The organism is Nonomuraea sp. NPDC001699, from assembly GCF_053596455.1.
The window spans coordinates 117223-131320 of record NZ_JBSFGF010000016.1; the positions used below are offsets into that span (position 1 = coordinate 117223).

The following is a 14098-nucleotide window of genomic DNA, read 5'->3' on the forward strand; positions in this document are numbered from 1 at the left end:
GGCCCTCGCCCTCTGCCGGTGGTCTTCGGGCCTTACAGCGGCCCTGACCCGTCGTCCACGTCGCCCTCAGGGCCCGTGGGCGGGCCGGTCGGGGGCGCGGCAGGCGGCGTCGTGGGCGGAGTGGCGGGCGGAGTGGCGGGCGGCTCCGAGTCGGACTCGGCCGGCGGGGTCGCGGGCGGCGTCGCGGACGACGTGGTCCGGGCGAGCAGGCGCTCCAGCCGCGCGCCCGTCAGCCGCACGAACTTGCGGTGCTCACGGTTGCGGTCGAGCACCGCGACCTCCAGCTGCGCGACCGGCGGCCGCTCGCCGCCCGGCTCGGTGAGCGCCGCCAGCGCCACCTCCAGGGCGTCGGCCAGCGACATCGACTCGCGGTAGCGCTCCTTCAGCCGCCCGGCCACGGCGTCGGCCTGGCCGCCCATGGCCGCGAAGCCGTGCTCGTCGAACACCGAGCCGTCGAAGGTCAGCCGGTAGATGGCGTCGCCGTCGGGGGTGTCGCCGACCTCGGCGACGACGACCTCCACCTCCAGCGACTTGATCGACTCGGTGAAGATGCGGCCCAGGTTGGAGGCGTAGAGGTTGGCCAGGCCGCGGCCGGTGACGTCGGAGCGGTCGTAGGTGTAGCCGTTGATGTCGGCGTAGCGGATGCCGCCGAGACGCAGCTCCTCGAACTCGTTGTAGCGGCCGACGGCGGCGAACCCGATGCGGTCGTAGATCTCGCTGATCTTGTGCAGCGCCCGCGACGGGTTGGGCGCCACGAACAGGATGCCGTCGACGTACTGCAGCACGACGACGGACCGGCCCCGCGCGATGCCCTTGCGCGCGTAGTCGGCCTTGTCCCGCATGATCTGCTCAGGGGACGCATATCCAAAAGGCATGGACACGGGCAGTGGTCCTTTCTAGCGCAGCGGGGCGATGGGGCCGTCGGGCGAGATCATCCGGGCCTCCAGCATCTGTTCGACGTGGCCGGCCACCTGCTGATCGCTCAGCCTGCGGAAGCCGTCGGCGTCGATCACCGACACGATCGGCCAGATCTTCCTGGACACGTCGGGCCCGCCGGTCGCCGAGTCGTCGTCGGCCGCGTCGTAGAGGGCCTGGATCACCGTCATCACCATGTCGTCGGCCGAGGCGCCGTCGCGGTAGAGCTTCTTCAGCGAGCCGCGCGCGAAGATCGAACCGGAGCCGATGGCGTCGAACCTGTCACGCTCGTAGGGGCCGCCCGCCACGTCGTAGCTGAAGATGCGGCCCTGGTCGCGGTCGGGGTCGTAGGCCGCGAACAGCGGCACCACCACCAGGCCCTGCATCGCCATGCCGAGGTTGCCGCGGATCATGGTGGCCAGCCGGTTGGCCTTGCCCGCCACCGACAGCGTGCGGCCTTCCATCTTCTCGTAGTGCTCCAGCTCGACACGGTAGAGCCGGGCCATCTCGATGCCCGTGCTGGCCGTGCCCGCGATGCCCATGCACGAGTAGTCGTCGGCGCGGAACACCTTCTCGATGTCACGCTGCGAGATGATGTTCCCCGAGGTGGCCCGCCGGTCGCCCGCCATCACCACGCCGCCCGCGAAGGTGGCCGCCACGATCGTGGTCGCGTGCGGGACCTGGTCGCCGATCGGAGTGGCCAGCGCCTGGTGACGCTGTGGCAGCAACTCGGGCGCGTACGAGCCGACGAACTCGGTGAACGAGGAGTTCCCTGAGTTTCGGAAAAGCTGGTCCACCAGGCCGACGGGCAGATCCCTGTTAGGTGCCACGCGACTCCCTCCCAACATCAGTGTCTCTAGGCCGACCCTACTCATGTTGCGTTGCTGTCTGCACTTCCCACGATCAGCTCACGGCGAACCGTTCATCAGATCGTTTCTTTACGCCCGCCACACCCCGTGCAATTGTCGGTATGTCTGCACGTCCTGAACAGGAGGCCGACTTGCGACTCCCCAGCCGGCCCGCGCTCGTCGCGGCAGCCGCCGTCCTGGCCCTCACCTCCTGCGGCTCCGGCACCCAGTCCGGGGGCAGCATCACCCTCACCATCACCGCCAACTCCATCGAGGGCGGCAAGAACTCCGAGTCCGCCGCCTGGATCAAGAAGTGGGTCATCCCCGAGTTCGAGAAGACCCATCAGAACGTCAAGGTGCTCTTCCAGGGCAACGGCGTGGACGACGAGCAGTACAAGACCAAGATCGCTCTCGACCTCAAGTCCAGGACCGGGGCCGACGTCATCGACCTGGACGGCATCTGGGTCGGCGAGTTCGCCCAGGCCGGATACATCAAGCCGCTCACCGAGGTCGGCGGCGCCGGCGTCGAGCAGTGGGAGGGCTGGTCGCAGATCCCGCAGGCCGTCCAGGGCCTCGGCATCTTCGACGGCAAGAAGTACGGCCTGCCCCAGGGCACCGACGGCCGGGTGCTGTTCTACAACAAGGCGCTGTTCAGGAAGGCCGGGCTGCCCGAGACCTGGCAGCCGACCAGCTGGCAGCAGATCATCGACGCCGGCGTCAAGCTCAAGGCCGCCGGGGTGCCCACGCCCGTCCAGATCGACGCCGGCACCGCCATGGGCGAGGCCACCACCATGCAGGGCGTGCTCCCCCTGCTGGCCGGCGCCGGTTCGGAGATCTACGCCTCGGGCAAGTGGGCCGGCGCCTCCCAGGCCGTCAAGGACGTCCTGGGCTTCTACCAGCAGATCTACGGCGGCAGCGGGCTCGGCGACCCCAAGCTCCAGCAGGAGGCCAAGGGCCGCGACAAGTCCTTCGCCCAGTTCGCCGCCGGGAAGATCGCCATCCTGGCCGAGAGCGACTACTTCTGGCGCTCGGTCATCGAGCCCAAGGCCGGGGTCGCCCCCATGCCCGACCGCGACCAGGTCGTCGGCTACGCCAAGATCCCGGCCAGGCAGCCCGGCGGCGGAATCCGCGGCCAGGACTTCGTGAGCATGTCGGGCGGGGCCGTACGCGTGCTCAACCCCTTCTCCAAGAACCCCAAGCTGGCCTGGGAGCTGCTGGCCTTCATGCACTCCGCGGCCGCGACCAAGTCGCAGCTGGCCGGGCAGGCCCGCATCAGCTCCCGTACCGACGTCAACGAAGAGGTGCTGACCGCCGACCCCATGCTCAAGTACGTGGCCGACGAGGTGCTGCCGGTCACCGCCTACCGTCCGGGACTGGCCGTCTACCCGCAGGTCTCGACCGCGTTGCAGGAGGCCACGGCGGCCGTGGTCGGCGGCAAGAGCGCGGACGAGGCGGCCGCGGCGTACCAGGGCAGGCTGGAGGGACTGGTCGGTGGCGCGGCCAACGTCGGCGGCTGACGCCGCGGGGCTGGGCCGGGGCAGGGCGGTCGCGTTCGTCCTGCCCGCCCTGGTCCTGATCGGCGTCTTCCTGCTCTTCCCCGCCCTGTGGACCGTCTACCTCGGCCTGACCGACTACCGGCTGACCGGCCTGGCCGCCGCCGACCCCCAGGTCGTCGGGCTCGACAACTACACCACCGCGCTGGCCGACCCGCGTTTCCTGTCTTCCCTGTGGCTCACCCTGCTGTACGTCGGCGGCTCGGCCGTCGTCGGGCAGGCCGGGCTGGGGTTCGCCCTGGCCTGGATCCTGCGCTCCCGGACCGGCCCGCTGCGCAGGATCGTCGAGGGCGCGGTGCTGCTCTCGTGGATCCTGCCCAGCACCGTGGTCGGCATGTTGTGGTTCGCGCTGCTCGACCGCGACGACGGCACGCTCAACGCCCTGCTGCACACGCCCGGGTTCGCCTGGCTGCTGGACTACCCGCTGCTGTCGATCATCGTCTTCAACGTGTGGCGCGGCACCGCGTTCTCGATGATGCTCTACTCGGCCGCCCTGGAGAACGTACCGCCCTCGCACCTGGAGACCGCCCGGCTGGCGGGCGCGAGCGTGCCGCAGCAGCTGCGCGACGTGGTGCTGCCCACGATCAGGCGGCACGTCCTGACGAACCTGCTGCTGATCAGCCTGTGGACGTTCAACGACTTCACGCCGTTCGTGCTGACCGGCGGCGGGCCCGAGGGCCGCTCGGAGATCCTGCCCGTGTACGTCTACCGCGTCGCCCTCCAGGACGGTCAGCTCGGCGTCGGGGCCGCCATCTCCTTCCTCATCCTGCTGATCAACCTCGTCTTCGCCCTGGCCTACCTGCGGCTGCTGCGCGGCCGTCGCCGCACGCCGGAGGCCGCCGCCGCCGGAGGACCGCCCGCATGATCCGTCACACCGTCGGGCGGCTGGCCGCCACCGTCGTCGTCGCCGTCGTCCTGGCCTTCTTCGCGCTGCCCATGCTCTGGCTGGCCAGCGCGCCCTTCGACGACACGCCCACGATCACCACGTCGATCCCCGAGTTCACGTTGCGCAACTTCGCCGCCGTCCTGGACAACCCGTACGCGCTGGGCTCGATCCGCAACTCCCTGATCCAGGGCGGCGGGGCCGCGCTGCTGGTCGTCGTCCTGTCGGCGCTGGCCGCGTACGCGCTGTCGCGGGTGCGGCTGCCCGGCCGCGACGTCCTGCTCTACCTGCTCCTGCTGCTGTCGTCCGTGGTGACCGGCACGGCGGCGATGGTGCCGATCTTCGAGCTGGCCACCCGGCTCGGCCTCATCGACACCCATCTCGGCGTCATCCTCGTGGTCTCGGCCGGGCTGCTGCCCGCCGCGATCTTCATCCTGAAGGACTTCATGGACGAGACGCCCACCTCCTACGAGGAGTCGGCCCGCGTCTTCGGCGCCTCCTCGCTGCAGATCCTGCGGCACATCGTGGTCCCGCTCGTCCGGCCCGGCCTGGCCACCATCGCCGTGTGGGCGCTGGCCAGCGTGTGGGGCGGGTTCCTGTTCCAGTTCATCCTGCTGCGCGACCCCGACAAGGCGCCCGGCTCGATCATCCTCTACACGCTCTACACCGAGGGCGGCGCGCCCAGGCTCGACCTCATCTCCGCCTTCTCCCTGCTGTACTCCCTGCCGGTGGTGCTGATGTACCTGTTCGTCTCCCAGCGGTACGGCTTCCGCTTCCACGGAGGAATCAAGCGTTGATCTCCCTGCACGGCCTGACCAAGGTGTTCCCCGGCGGCGTGCGCGCGCTCGACGACCTCGCGCTCACCGTCGCCGACGGCGAGTTCTTCGCCCTGCTCGGCCCCTCCGGCTGCGGGAAGACCACCCTCCTGCGCAGCATCGCCGGCCTGGAGACCCCCACCTCCGGGACCATCGCCATCAACGACCGGGACGTCACCGCGCTGCCGCCGGGCGAGCGCGACGTCGCCATGGTCTTCCAGGACTACGCGATCTTCCCCCACATGGACGTCACCGCCAACATCGCCTACCCGCTGCGCATCAAGAAGGTGCCCCGCGCCCGGCGGGTGGAGAAGGCGGCCGAGGTCGCGGCCCGGCTCAGCCTCACCGAGCTGCTGCTGCGGCGTCCGGCCGAGCTGTCGGGCGGACAGCAGCAGCGGGTGGCGCTGGCCCGCGCGATCGCCTGCCATCCGGCCGCGTTCCTGTTCGACGAGCCGCTGTCCAACCTCGACGCCCGGCTGCGCCTGGAGGCCCGCACCTTCCTCAAGCGGCTGCAGCGGGAGCTGGCCGTCACCACCGTGTTCGTCACCCACGACCAGGCCGAGGCGCTCGCGCTCGCCGACCGCATCGCCGTCATGTCCAAGGGCTCGATGATCCAGGTCGGCACCCCGTCGGAGATCTTCCACCGGCCGGCCACCACGTTCGTGGCCTCCTTCATCGGCTCCACCCCGATGAACCTGCTGCCCGCCCAGGTCACCGACTCCGGGCTCAAGGTGGCCGGCGCCCTTCGCCCGCTGCCCGAGGGCCTGGCCCCGGACGACGACGTCCCGGTGACGTACGGCGTACGCCCGGAGTACATGGACCTGTCCCCCGCCGAGCGCCCCGACGCCTTCCCCGGCGTGGTCTCCGTCCTGGAGAACATGGGCACCCACGCCCTCATCACCCTGGAGTCCCCGGGCGGGCTCATCCAGGCCGTCGTACCCGAGGGCGAGGAGCCGCCGCTCGGCGCCTCGCGCTGGGCCGTGCCGCGCCGCGCCCTGGTCTACCGCGACGACCGGCTGCTGTGAGCCCGGCCCGCATACTGGACCCATGGCCAGGTCCTGGATCCTGCACGTCGACCTCGACCAGTTCATCGCCGCCGTGGAGCTGCTGCGCCATCCCGAGCTGCGCGGCAGGCCCGTCGTGGTGGGCGGTTCCGGCGACCCCACCCAGCCCCGCACGGTCGCCGCGACCGCCACCTACGAGGCCCGCGAGCACGGCGTGCACTCCGGCATGCCGCTGCGCACCGCGCTGCGGCGCTGCCCCGAGGCCGTCTTCCTGCCCAGCGACCCGCCCGCCTACGAGGCCGCCTCCGAGCGGGTCATGGCCGCCCTGCGCGAGCTGCCGGTGCTCGTGGAGGTCTGGGGCTGGGACGAGGCGTTCGTCGGAGCCACGACCGACGACCCCGAGGCGCTGGCGGCCGACCTGCGGCGGGTCGTGCTCGACCGCACCACGCTGAGCTGCTCGGTCGGCATCGGCGACAACAAGCACCAGGCCAAGCTCGCCTCGGCGTTCGCCAAACCCGCCGGGATCTACCGCCTGACCGGCGAGAACTGGGCGGAGGTGATGAACGACCGCCCGACGGACGCGCTGTGGGGCATCGGCGCCCGGACCGCGAAGAAGCTCGCCGGGCTCGGCCTGCGCACGGTCGCCGACCTGGCCGCCGCCGACCCGGCCGCGCTGGCCGGCGTCTTCGGGCCGGTCAACGGCCCCTGGTACCACTACCTGGCTCTCGGCAGGGGCGAGGCCGAGGTGGTCACCACCCCCTGGGTGGCCCGCGGTCACAGCCGCGAGACCACGTTCCCCCGTGACCTCACCGATCGCGACGCCATCGCCGGCCACGTGGCCGATCTCGCCGGGCAGGTCGCCCGCGACGCGGCCGCGGAGGGGCGTCTCTGCGCGCGGGTGACGGTCAAGGTGCGCTTCGCCCCGTTCCTGACGCGCACCCGGCAGTCCACGCTCCCGGCGCCGACGGCCGATCCCGGCACGCTGACCCGGGCGGCGCTCGCCGTGCTGGGCCGCTTCGACCTCGACCGGCCGGTCAGGCTGCTCGGCGTGGCGGTCGAGTACACCGCCCCCGAGGAGTGAGCCCCGGCCGGAACGGCCGGGGCTCATCCTTCCCCATGGTCAAAGCGGTGAGGACAAGGCTTCGTCAGCCCTACTCGCCACCCTTTTGCACATAGGAACGCACGAATTCCTCTGCGTTCTCTTCGAGCACTTCGTCGATTTCGTCCAGGATCGCGTCGACATCGTCAGTGAGCTTCTCCTGTCGCTCCTGCACGTCCGGCGCCGCCGAGGCCTCGGTCTCCTCAACTTCGGCCTCACGCCGGCCGGTCTGCTTCTGCCCGCCGGTGTCCTTGGTTGCCATGTCCTACCTCCGCTTGGGGGACTGCCTCTAAGGCATATCTTCCCCGAACCTGACGACATTTCGCGTCGAACAGCCTGCGATCTTGGCGGCTTGACTGGATAGCACTCCTATCCAATAATGGATGCACCTATGCACAAGGAGATCCCGACATGTCACCTTCTTCGCTGAGCACGGCAGGTGTGCTCCTCATCACAGTCCCGGGCGTCGCGTTCGGCGGCGTGACCCTGCTGCGTTTCCTCATGCGCAACGAACCGGGCTACCTGGACAACCCCGTCCGCAGGGGGCTGTGGCGGGCCGGGCACGCGCACGCCGGCGTCCTGGTGCTGTTCAGCCTGGTCGCGATGCTGTACGTGGACCAGGCGAGCCTTCCGGACGGCGTGAAGGCGTTGACGCGGACGCTCATCGTCGCCGCGCCCATCCTGATGCCGCTGGGCTTCTTCCTGTCGGTGGTGCGGCCGCGCGACACCAAGCCCAACCGGCTGATCTGGCTGACCGCGGTGGGCGGCGCGTCGCTGGCCGTGGGCACGCTGACGCTGGGGATCGGCCTGCTGTGAGCCCCGGGGGCGGCCCGGGGCCGCTCTACTCCCCGGTGCCGGTCAGCGCGGCGACCAGGTCGGCCGCGGTGCGGCAGCGGTCGAAGAGCTCGCCGACGTGGGCCTTGGTGCCACGCAGCGGTTCGAGCGTGGGCACGCGCTGCAACGACTCCCGGCCCGGGATGTCGAAGATCACCGAGTCCCAGGAGGCGGCGGCCACCGACTCGCTGTACTGGCTCAGGCAGCGCCCCCGGAAGTAGGCGCGGGTGTCGGTCGGCGGCAGCTCGATCGCGCGCTCGACCTCTTCCTCGCTGATCAGGCGCTGCATGCGCCCGCGCGCCACGAGCCGGTTGTACAGGCCGCGGTCGGGACGGATGTCGGAGTACTGGAGATCGACGAGCTGCAGCCTCGGGTGGGACCAGGGCAGGCTGTCGCGGGTGCGGTAGCCCTCCAGGAGCTCCAGCTTGGCGACCCAGTCCAGCTCGCGCGAGAGCTGCATCGGGTCCTCGGCCAGGCGGGTGAGCACCGACTCCCAGCGGTCGAGGACGTCCTTGTTCATCTCGTCCTGGGCGGTGCCGCGTTCCTCGACGTACTTGCGGGCCTGCTCCAGGTACTCCATCTGGAGCTGCACGGCGGTGAGCCTGCGGCCGTCGCGCATCGGGATCTCGTAGCGGCAGCTCGGGTCGTGGCTGACCGCCCGCAGCGACTGGACCGGGTTCTCCACGGCCAGGTCGCGGGTGAGGAAGCCCTCCTCGATCATGGCCAGGACGAGCGCGGTGGAGCCCAGCTTGAGGTAAGTGGAGATCTCCGACATGTTGGCGTCGCCGATGATCACGTGCAGCCGGCGGTACTTCTCGGGGTCGGCGTGCGGCTCGTCGCGGGTGTTGATGATGGGCCGCTTGAGCGTGGTCTCCAGGCCGACCTCGACCTCGAAGAAGTCGGCGCGCTGGCTGATCTGGAAGCCCTCGCCGCGGGAGTCCTGGCCGATGCCGACCTTGCCCGCGCCGGTGACGACCTGCCGGGAGACGAAGAACGGCGTCAGGTGCCGGACGATGTCGGCGAACGGCGTGGCGCGCCGCATCAGGTAGTTCTCGTGGCAGCCGTAGGAGGCGCCCTTGGCGTCGGTGTTGTTCTTGTAGAGCTGGATCGGCGCGTTGGACGGGACCGCCGAGGCGCGGGTGGCCGCGTCGTACATGACGCGCTCGCCGGCCTTGTCCCAGATGACCGCCGCCCGCGGGTTGGTGCACTCCGGCGAGGAGTACTCCGGGTGGGCGTGGTCGACGTAGAGCCTGGCCCCGTTGGTGAGGATGACGTTGGCCAGCCCGAGGTCCTCGTCGGTGAGCTGGCTGGGATCGGCGACCTCGCGGGCCAGGTCGAAGCCGCGCGCGTCGCGGAGCGGGTTCTCCTCCTCGAAGTCCCAGCGCGCTCTGCGCGCGCGGGCCGCCGAGGCGGCCAGGTAGGCGTTCACGACCTGGGAGGAGGTCACCATCGCGTTGGCGCCTGGCTGACCTGGTACGGAGATGCCGTATTCGGTCTCGATGCCCATCACCCGACGCACCGTCATGCAACACCCTCTGTTCGTCCGGATCTGCCTATCCGCCGTTTATATGCCCGAGCCTATGCCCTTCACAGTGCCCCGAGGCCACAGAGTTATGGCACCGACGCCTTTTCAATCTGTACGGCGGAGCTTGTTGTGATTTGCGGGGATCTGCGGGGCTTGAGTAGTCGCTGGATCGGCCGTTCGGCAAAGGAGTAGATCAGATACGACAGCACGACGGCGGCCACGGTCGTGACCAGGGCCACCGTCCAGGGGGGCAGGTCGCCGGTGAGCAACGGGATGAGCGCCGCCGCGGTGACCCCATGGAAGAGGTAAAGCGGGTAAGTGGTGGCGCCGAGCGCGGTGAGCGTCTTCGAGGGTTTGAGCCGGATCAGGCCGAGGGCGACCAGGGCCATGGCGATGAAGATCAGGGTGATGGTGACGATCACGCTGGTGTCGGTGACGGGCATGTTCTTGAACCCGGCGGCGTCGATCCGGCGGTGCACGCGGCCCAGCGCGGCGGGGATGGCCATGGCGTACCCGGCGGCGACGTACAGCCACGGGAGCAGGGCCTTGCGGTTGCGGTGGATGAGATACAGGGCCATGCCGGCGACGAAATAAGGGGCGTAGTCGGGCATGAGGATCTCGTTCAGCAGGTCGTTCTCGATCATCCTGGCGGCCAGCGCGGCGGCCAGCCAGACGCCCGAGAAGACCAGCACCCGCCCGTACGTGACGCCCACGATCACCAGGATCGCGATCAGCAGGTAGAAGCGCAGCTCGGCCCACAGCGACCAGTAGACGCCACTGGCGTCGGCCACCTTGAACAGCCGCTGGAACATGGTGGCGTTCACCAGGTACTGGCCTGGTGAAAGTTTTGGGTCCAGCGCGGTGGCGCCGGTCAGCCCGTACAGGGCCGCCACGGCGCCGAGGCTCAGCCAGTACGCCGGATACAGGCGCACCAGCCGCGACCGGGCGAACGCCCCGAGCCCCCGCCCCCAGACCGTCATGAGGATGACGAACCCGCTGATGACGAAGAACAGCTCCACGCCCAGGATGCCCAGCCCGGCGAAGGGCGCGAGCGGGGGGAACAGCGCGGCGGGCCTGGCCCCCCAGACCGAGGCGAAGGCCACCAGATAGTGGAAGGCGACGACCGCCAGGGCGGCGATGAAGCGCAGGAGGTCGAGTTCGGCCAACCGGCCGTCTCCCCGAGCATGCTTTGGCCGGTTAGGTTGGTGCACGCCCTTTTGACGACCCTGTGATCACTTTGGTTCCACAGGTCCCTCTGTTCCCACCAGCAACACGCGTGAGGCGGGGCCCAGAGCGATCGCCTCGCGGGTGCCCGGGTCGAGGGCGAGCAGCCCGGCGGCCCCCGCCGCGCCGCACTCCGACAGCGCCACCCCGTGCCCGGCCAGCAGGGCGGCGGCCTCGGCGGCCTGCTCGTCGGCCACGGTGACGAACAGGTCGGCCTGACGGCGCAGCAGGTCGAAGGCGATCAGGGACGGTTCGAGGCAGTCGAGCCTGCCCAGCCGGGTCGGCGCGCCGGCCGAGTGCACCGGCTCGCCCGCGCGGGCGCTCTCCAGCAGGCAGGGCGCGCCGTCGGGCTCGACCACGACGATCCTGGGCAGCTCGCCCCACCGGTCGCGCGTGTACCCGGCCGCGGCGGCGGCCAGCCCGCCGACCCCGGCCTGCACGAACACGTGCGTCGGCGGGATCTCGATCTCGTCGAACAGGACGGTGTAGCCGCGCATGACGTCCAGCGGGATGTCGTGGTAGCCCTCCCAGGAGGTGTCGGCGACCAGGCGCCAGCCGTGCTCCTGGGAGGCGTGCAGGGCGGCGGCCAAGCTCGCGTCGTAGTCGTCGCCCTCGCGGACGACCTCGGCGTCCAGGGCGCGCAGCCGGTGCGCGAACGGCTCGGGGACCTGGTGGCTGAGGTAGACGACGCAGCGCGCGCCGAGCTCCCTGGCCCCGGCCGCGACCGAGATGCCGTGGTTGCCGGCGCTGGCGCAGACGTACGTGGTGCCGCCGCCGTCGCGTTCGGACAGCCGGTGCACGGCGTAGGCCCCGCCGAGCGCCTTGAAGCTGCCCAGGCCCATGCGGCCGCTCTCGTCCTTGACGTGCACGGTGCCCGCCCCGGCCAGGTCGGTCAGGGTGTGCACGGGCGTGGGCCGGTAGGCTGGGTGCCGGGCGAAGTGCGCGCGGGCCTGCCGGGCGTGCCCGACGCCGATCAGCTCGCGGTCGCGTTCGGTGGAGGGCGTGCGGCCGGGGTTGAAGAAGTGCATGATCGCCATGCTAGGACGGGCCGGGCGTCGTTCCCCGGCACCCGGGCGGGTGTCACGTGGAGCGGTCGCGGGCGGCGGCCACGGCGGCCTGGCCGAGGCTGAGCCCGCCGTCGCCGGGCGGCACCCGGGTGTGGGTGAGCACCCGGAACCCGGCCGCGCGCAGGCGCTCGACGGTCCGTTCGAGCAGCAGCGCGTTCTGCAGGACGGAGCCCGACAACGCCGTGGTGTTCAGGCCGGTGCCGTCCCTCAGCATGACGCAGCAGCGTACGACGGCGTCGGCCACGCCGTTGTGGAAGCGGCCCGCGATAGTGCCGGGGCCGATCCCGGCCGCGACGTCGGCGGCGGCGGCCCGTACGAGGTCGGCGGCGTGCACGACGAGCAGGTCGCCCTCGGTGATGGTGGCCGCGTACGAGCCGGTCTCGGCGGGGTCGGCGCGCTGTTCGAGCTCGGCGGCCGCCTGCCCCTCGTAGGTGACGGTGTCGCGGATGCCGAGCAGCGCCGAGACGGCGTCGAACAGCGGGCCGGCGCTGGAGGTCATGGGCGCGCCCACCCCGGTACGGGTCCGGGCGAGCACGTCGGGCCAGTGGGCGGCGTTGCGGCGGACGACGTCCAGGCCCGGGTGCTCGTCGCGCAGGTAGGCGGCGGCCATGCGCCACGGCTGGCGGACCGCGGCCGCGCCGCCGGGCATCGGGACCAGGGCCAGGTGGCCGAGCCGGGTGCAGGAGGCCAGGTCGGCACGCAGGAACTCGCCGCCCCACAGCGTGCCGTCGAGGCCGTGGGCGGGCCCGTCGAGCGCCACCCCGATCACCGGGCCCGTCTCGCCGTTGTCGGCCAGGCAGGAGGCGATGTGGGCGTGGTGGTGCTGGACGCCGACGAGCTCGACGCCGGTCAGCTCCAGGGCGTGCCTGGTGGACAGGTAGCCGGGGTCGAGGTCGTGGGCGACGACCTCGGGGCGGATGTCGAACAGGCCGCAGAAGTGGTCGATGCCCTCGACGAAGGAGCGCAGGGTCTCCTGGTCGTCCAGGTCGCCGAGGTGCTGGGACAGGAACGCGCGCCGGCCGCGTACCAGGCAGAAGGTGCTGCCCAGCTCGGCGCCGCAGGCCAGCACCGGGCGGGGCGCGGGACGGCGCAGCGTGAGCGGCTCGGGCGCGTGGCCGCGGGCGCGGCGCAGCACGGTGTGCCCGCCGGACCACGGGCGCAGCACGGAGTCGTCGGCGCGCACGTGGATGGCCCGGTCGTGCACGAGGAAGGCGTCGGCGATGCCGCCGAGCCGGGTGACGGCGTCGGCGTCCTCGTGGGCGATGGGCTCGTCGCAGACGTTGCCGCCGGTCAGCACCATGGGCTCGGCCAGCTCCCGGAGCAGCAGGTGGTGCAGCGGCGTGTAGGGCAGCATCAGGCCGAGGTCACGCCTGCCGGGCGCGACCGCGTCGGCGACCGGCGCGCCGGGCAGCCGGGGCAGCAGCACGACCGGACGGGCGCGGCCGGTGAGCAGTTCGGCGGCCTGCCCGTCGACCGCGCACAGGCGGCGGGCCTGGTCGAGGTCGGCGACCATGACGGCGAACGGCTTCTCCGCGCGGTGCTTGCGGGCCCGCAGGGCCGCGGCGGCCTCCTGGTGGGCGGCGGGCACGGCCAGGTGGAAGCCGCCCAGGCCCTTGACGGCGACGACGCGGCCGGCCCGCAGCAGGCTCGCGCAGGCGGCGATCGGGTCGCCGCACAGGTCGGCGCCGCGCGCGTCCAGCAGGCGCAGGGACGGGCCGCAGGCCGGGCAGCAGGTGGGCTCGGCGCGGAAGTGGCGGTCGCCGGGGTCGTGGTACTCGGCCGAGCAGTCGGCGCACATCGCGAACCCGGCCATGGTGGTCAGCAGCCGGTCGAAGGGCACGCCGCGCACGACGGTGAAGCGCGGCCCGCAGTTGGCGCAGGCGACGAACGGGTAGCGGTGGCGGCGACCGGCCGGGTCGGCCAGCTCACGCAGGCAGTCGTCGCAGGTGGCCAGGTCGGCCGGGACGAGGGCGCGGCGCGGGCCGGCCGGGTCGCCGGCGGTGATGGTGAAGCCCCGGTGGCCCGCGGGCGCACCGCTGACGACGGTGACGCTCTCGATCTCCGACAGGGCCGGCGCGTCGCGCTCCAGCGCGGTCAGGAACTCCTCGACCCCCGCCAAGGCGCCCTCGACCTCGATGAACACCCCCTCGACGTCGTTGCGCACGCGCCCGGCCAGGCCGAGTCTGCTGGCCAGCGAATACACGAAGGGGCGGAAGCCCACGCCCTGGACGACGCCTTCGACGCGGACGTCCACCCGTTTGCGGACTGTCACAGGCCCCAGTGTGCGCCTCATCGAGCCTGCTTGTACGGCGGATGACGCGTGTCGCGCGC

The 14098-nt window shown here is 71.5% G+C and carries 13 protein-coding genes; 6 read left to right on the forward strand and 7 right to left on the reverse strand.

Features of this window, described 5'->3' with window-relative positions; genetic code table 11:
* Positions 1 to 32 precede the first annotated feature (32 nt).
* Both prcA and prcB read right to left on the reverse strand, forming a co-directional pair.
* Positions 33 to 875 (reverse strand): proteasome subunit alpha, encoded by an 843-nt coding sequence (gene prcA, locus ACWCSU_RS36345; protein WP_449941220.1) that lies wholly within the window; start codon positions 873 to 875, stop codon positions 33 to 35.
* A 21-nt stretch (positions 876 to 896) separates the two neighbouring features.
* On the reverse strand, positions 897 to 1745 hold the full coding sequence (gene prcB, locus ACWCSU_RS36350; protein ID WP_449941223.1) for a proteasome subunit beta: 849 nt from the start codon (positions 1743 to 1745) through the stop codon (positions 897 to 899).
* 170 nt (positions 1746 to 1915) lie between these two features.
* Between prcB and ACWCSU_RS36355 the strand changes: the two genes are divergently transcribed.
* The 5 genes from ACWCSU_RS36355 to ACWCSU_RS36375 are packed head-to-tail and all read left to right on the forward strand — an operon-like array spanning position 1916 to position 7099.
* Positions 1916 to 3280, forward strand: a complete 1365-nt coding sequence (locus ACWCSU_RS36355) for an extracellular solute-binding protein (RefSeq protein WP_357706951.1) — start codon at positions 1916 to 1918, stop codon at positions 3278 to 3280.
* The gene (locus ACWCSU_RS36360; protein ID WP_364095628.1) at positions 3255 to 4181 is read left to right on the forward strand and encodes a carbohydrate ABC transporter permease; all 927 of its coding nucleotides are present in this window, start codon (positions 3255 to 3257) and stop codon (positions 4179 to 4181) included. Before ACWCSU_RS36355 ends, ACWCSU_RS36360 begins: the two co-directional genes overlap by 26 nt.
* On the forward strand, positions 4178 to 4996 hold the full coding sequence (locus ACWCSU_RS36365) for a carbohydrate ABC transporter permease (RefSeq protein WP_357706953.1): 819 nt from the start codon (positions 4178 to 4180) through the stop codon (positions 4994 to 4996). The genes ACWCSU_RS36360 and ACWCSU_RS36365 overlap by 4 nt, the downstream gene beginning before the upstream one ends.
* A complete protein-coding gene (locus ACWCSU_RS36370) occupies positions 4993 to 6039 on the forward strand; it encodes an ABC transporter ATP-binding protein (protein WP_449941228.1) in 1047 nt (348 codons plus the stop codon). The genes ACWCSU_RS36365 and ACWCSU_RS36370 overlap by 4 nt, the downstream gene beginning before the upstream one ends.
* 22 nt (positions 6040 to 6061) lie before the next feature.
* Positions 6062 to 7099, forward strand: a complete 1038-nt coding sequence (locus tag ACWCSU_RS36375) for a DNA polymerase IV (protein WP_397044278.1) — start codon at positions 6062 to 6064, stop codon at positions 7097 to 7099.
* Positions 7100 to 7169: 70 nt separating this feature from the next.
* Here the strand turns inward: ACWCSU_RS36375 and ACWCSU_RS36380 are convergent, their stop codons facing one another.
* Complete coding sequence (locus tag ACWCSU_RS36380; protein WP_132622197.1) at positions 7170 to 7379, reverse strand: ubiquitin-like protein Pup; 210 nt, start codon at positions 7377 to 7379, stop codon at positions 7170 to 7172.
* A gap of 149 nt (positions 7380 to 7528) precedes the next feature.
* Here ACWCSU_RS36380 and ACWCSU_RS36385 point away from each other — a divergent pair, with 149 nt between their 5' ends.
* Positions 7529 to 7933 carry a hypothetical protein gene (locus ACWCSU_RS36385; RefSeq protein WP_357706957.1) on the forward strand — a complete coding sequence of 135 codons (405 nt, stop codon included), beginning with the start codon at positions 7529 to 7531 and terminating at the stop codon, positions 7931 to 7933.
* Positions 7934 to 7958: 25 nt separating this feature from the next.
* Here ACWCSU_RS36385 and dop read toward each other — a convergent pair whose 3' ends face one another.
* The 4 genes from dop to hypF form a co-directional block, all read right to left on the reverse strand.
* Complete coding sequence (dop, locus tag ACWCSU_RS36390; RefSeq protein WP_357706958.1) at positions 7959 to 9476, reverse strand: depupylase/deamidase Dop; 1518 nt, start codon at positions 9474 to 9476, stop codon at positions 7959 to 7961.
* Between the two features lie 86 nt (positions 9477 to 9562).
* On the reverse strand, positions 9563 to 10642 hold the full coding sequence (locus ACWCSU_RS36395) for an acyltransferase family protein (RefSeq protein ID WP_357706959.1): 1080 nt from the start codon (positions 10640 to 10642) through the stop codon (positions 9563 to 9565).
* 66 nt (positions 10643 to 10708) lie between these two features.
* Positions 10709 to 11728: a pyridoxal-phosphate dependent enzyme gene (locus ACWCSU_RS36400; protein ID WP_449941234.1), complete on the reverse strand. Its 1020-nt coding sequence runs from the start codon at positions 11726 to 11728 to the stop codon at positions 10709 to 10711.
* Positions 11729 to 11780: 52 nt separating this feature from the next.
* The gene (hypF, locus tag ACWCSU_RS36405; RefSeq protein WP_449941237.1) at positions 11781 to 14039 is read right to left on the reverse strand and encodes a carbamoyltransferase HypF; all 2259 of its coding nucleotides are present in this window, start codon (positions 14037 to 14039) and stop codon (positions 11781 to 11783) included.
* Positions 14040 to 14098: the final 59 nt, after the last annotated feature.

What these genes read in the sequence shown, in the direction of transcription:
- dop (WP_357706958.1), bottom strand. Translation starts at nt 9,476, where the DNA reads ATGACGGTGCGTCGGGTGATGGGCATCGAGACCGAATACGGCATCTCC.
- ACWCSU_RS36380 (WP_132622197.1), bottom strand. Translation starts at nt 7,379, where the DNA reads ATGGCAACCAAGGACACCGGCGGGCAGAAGCAGACCGGCCGGCGTGAG.
- ACWCSU_RS36385 (WP_357706957.1), top strand. Translation starts at nt 7,529, where the DNA reads ATGTCACCTTCTTCGCTGAGCACGGCAGGTGTGCTCCTCATCACAGTC.
- prcA (WP_449941220.1), bottom strand. Translation starts at nt 875, where the DNA reads ATGCCTTTTGGATATGCGTCCCCTGAGCAGATCATGCGGGACAAGGCC.
- ACWCSU_RS36365 (WP_357706953.1), top strand. Translation starts at nt 4,178, where the DNA reads ATGATCCGTCACACCGTCGGGCGGCTGGCCGCCACCGTCGTCGTCGCC.
- ACWCSU_RS36375 (WP_397044278.1), top strand. Translation starts at nt 6,062, where the DNA reads ATGGCCAGGTCCTGGATCCTGCACGTCGACCTCGACCAGTTCATCGCC.
- ACWCSU_RS36400 (WP_449941234.1), bottom strand. Translation starts at nt 11,728, where the DNA reads ATGCACTTCTTCAACCCCGGCCGCACGCCCTCCACCGAACGCGACCGC.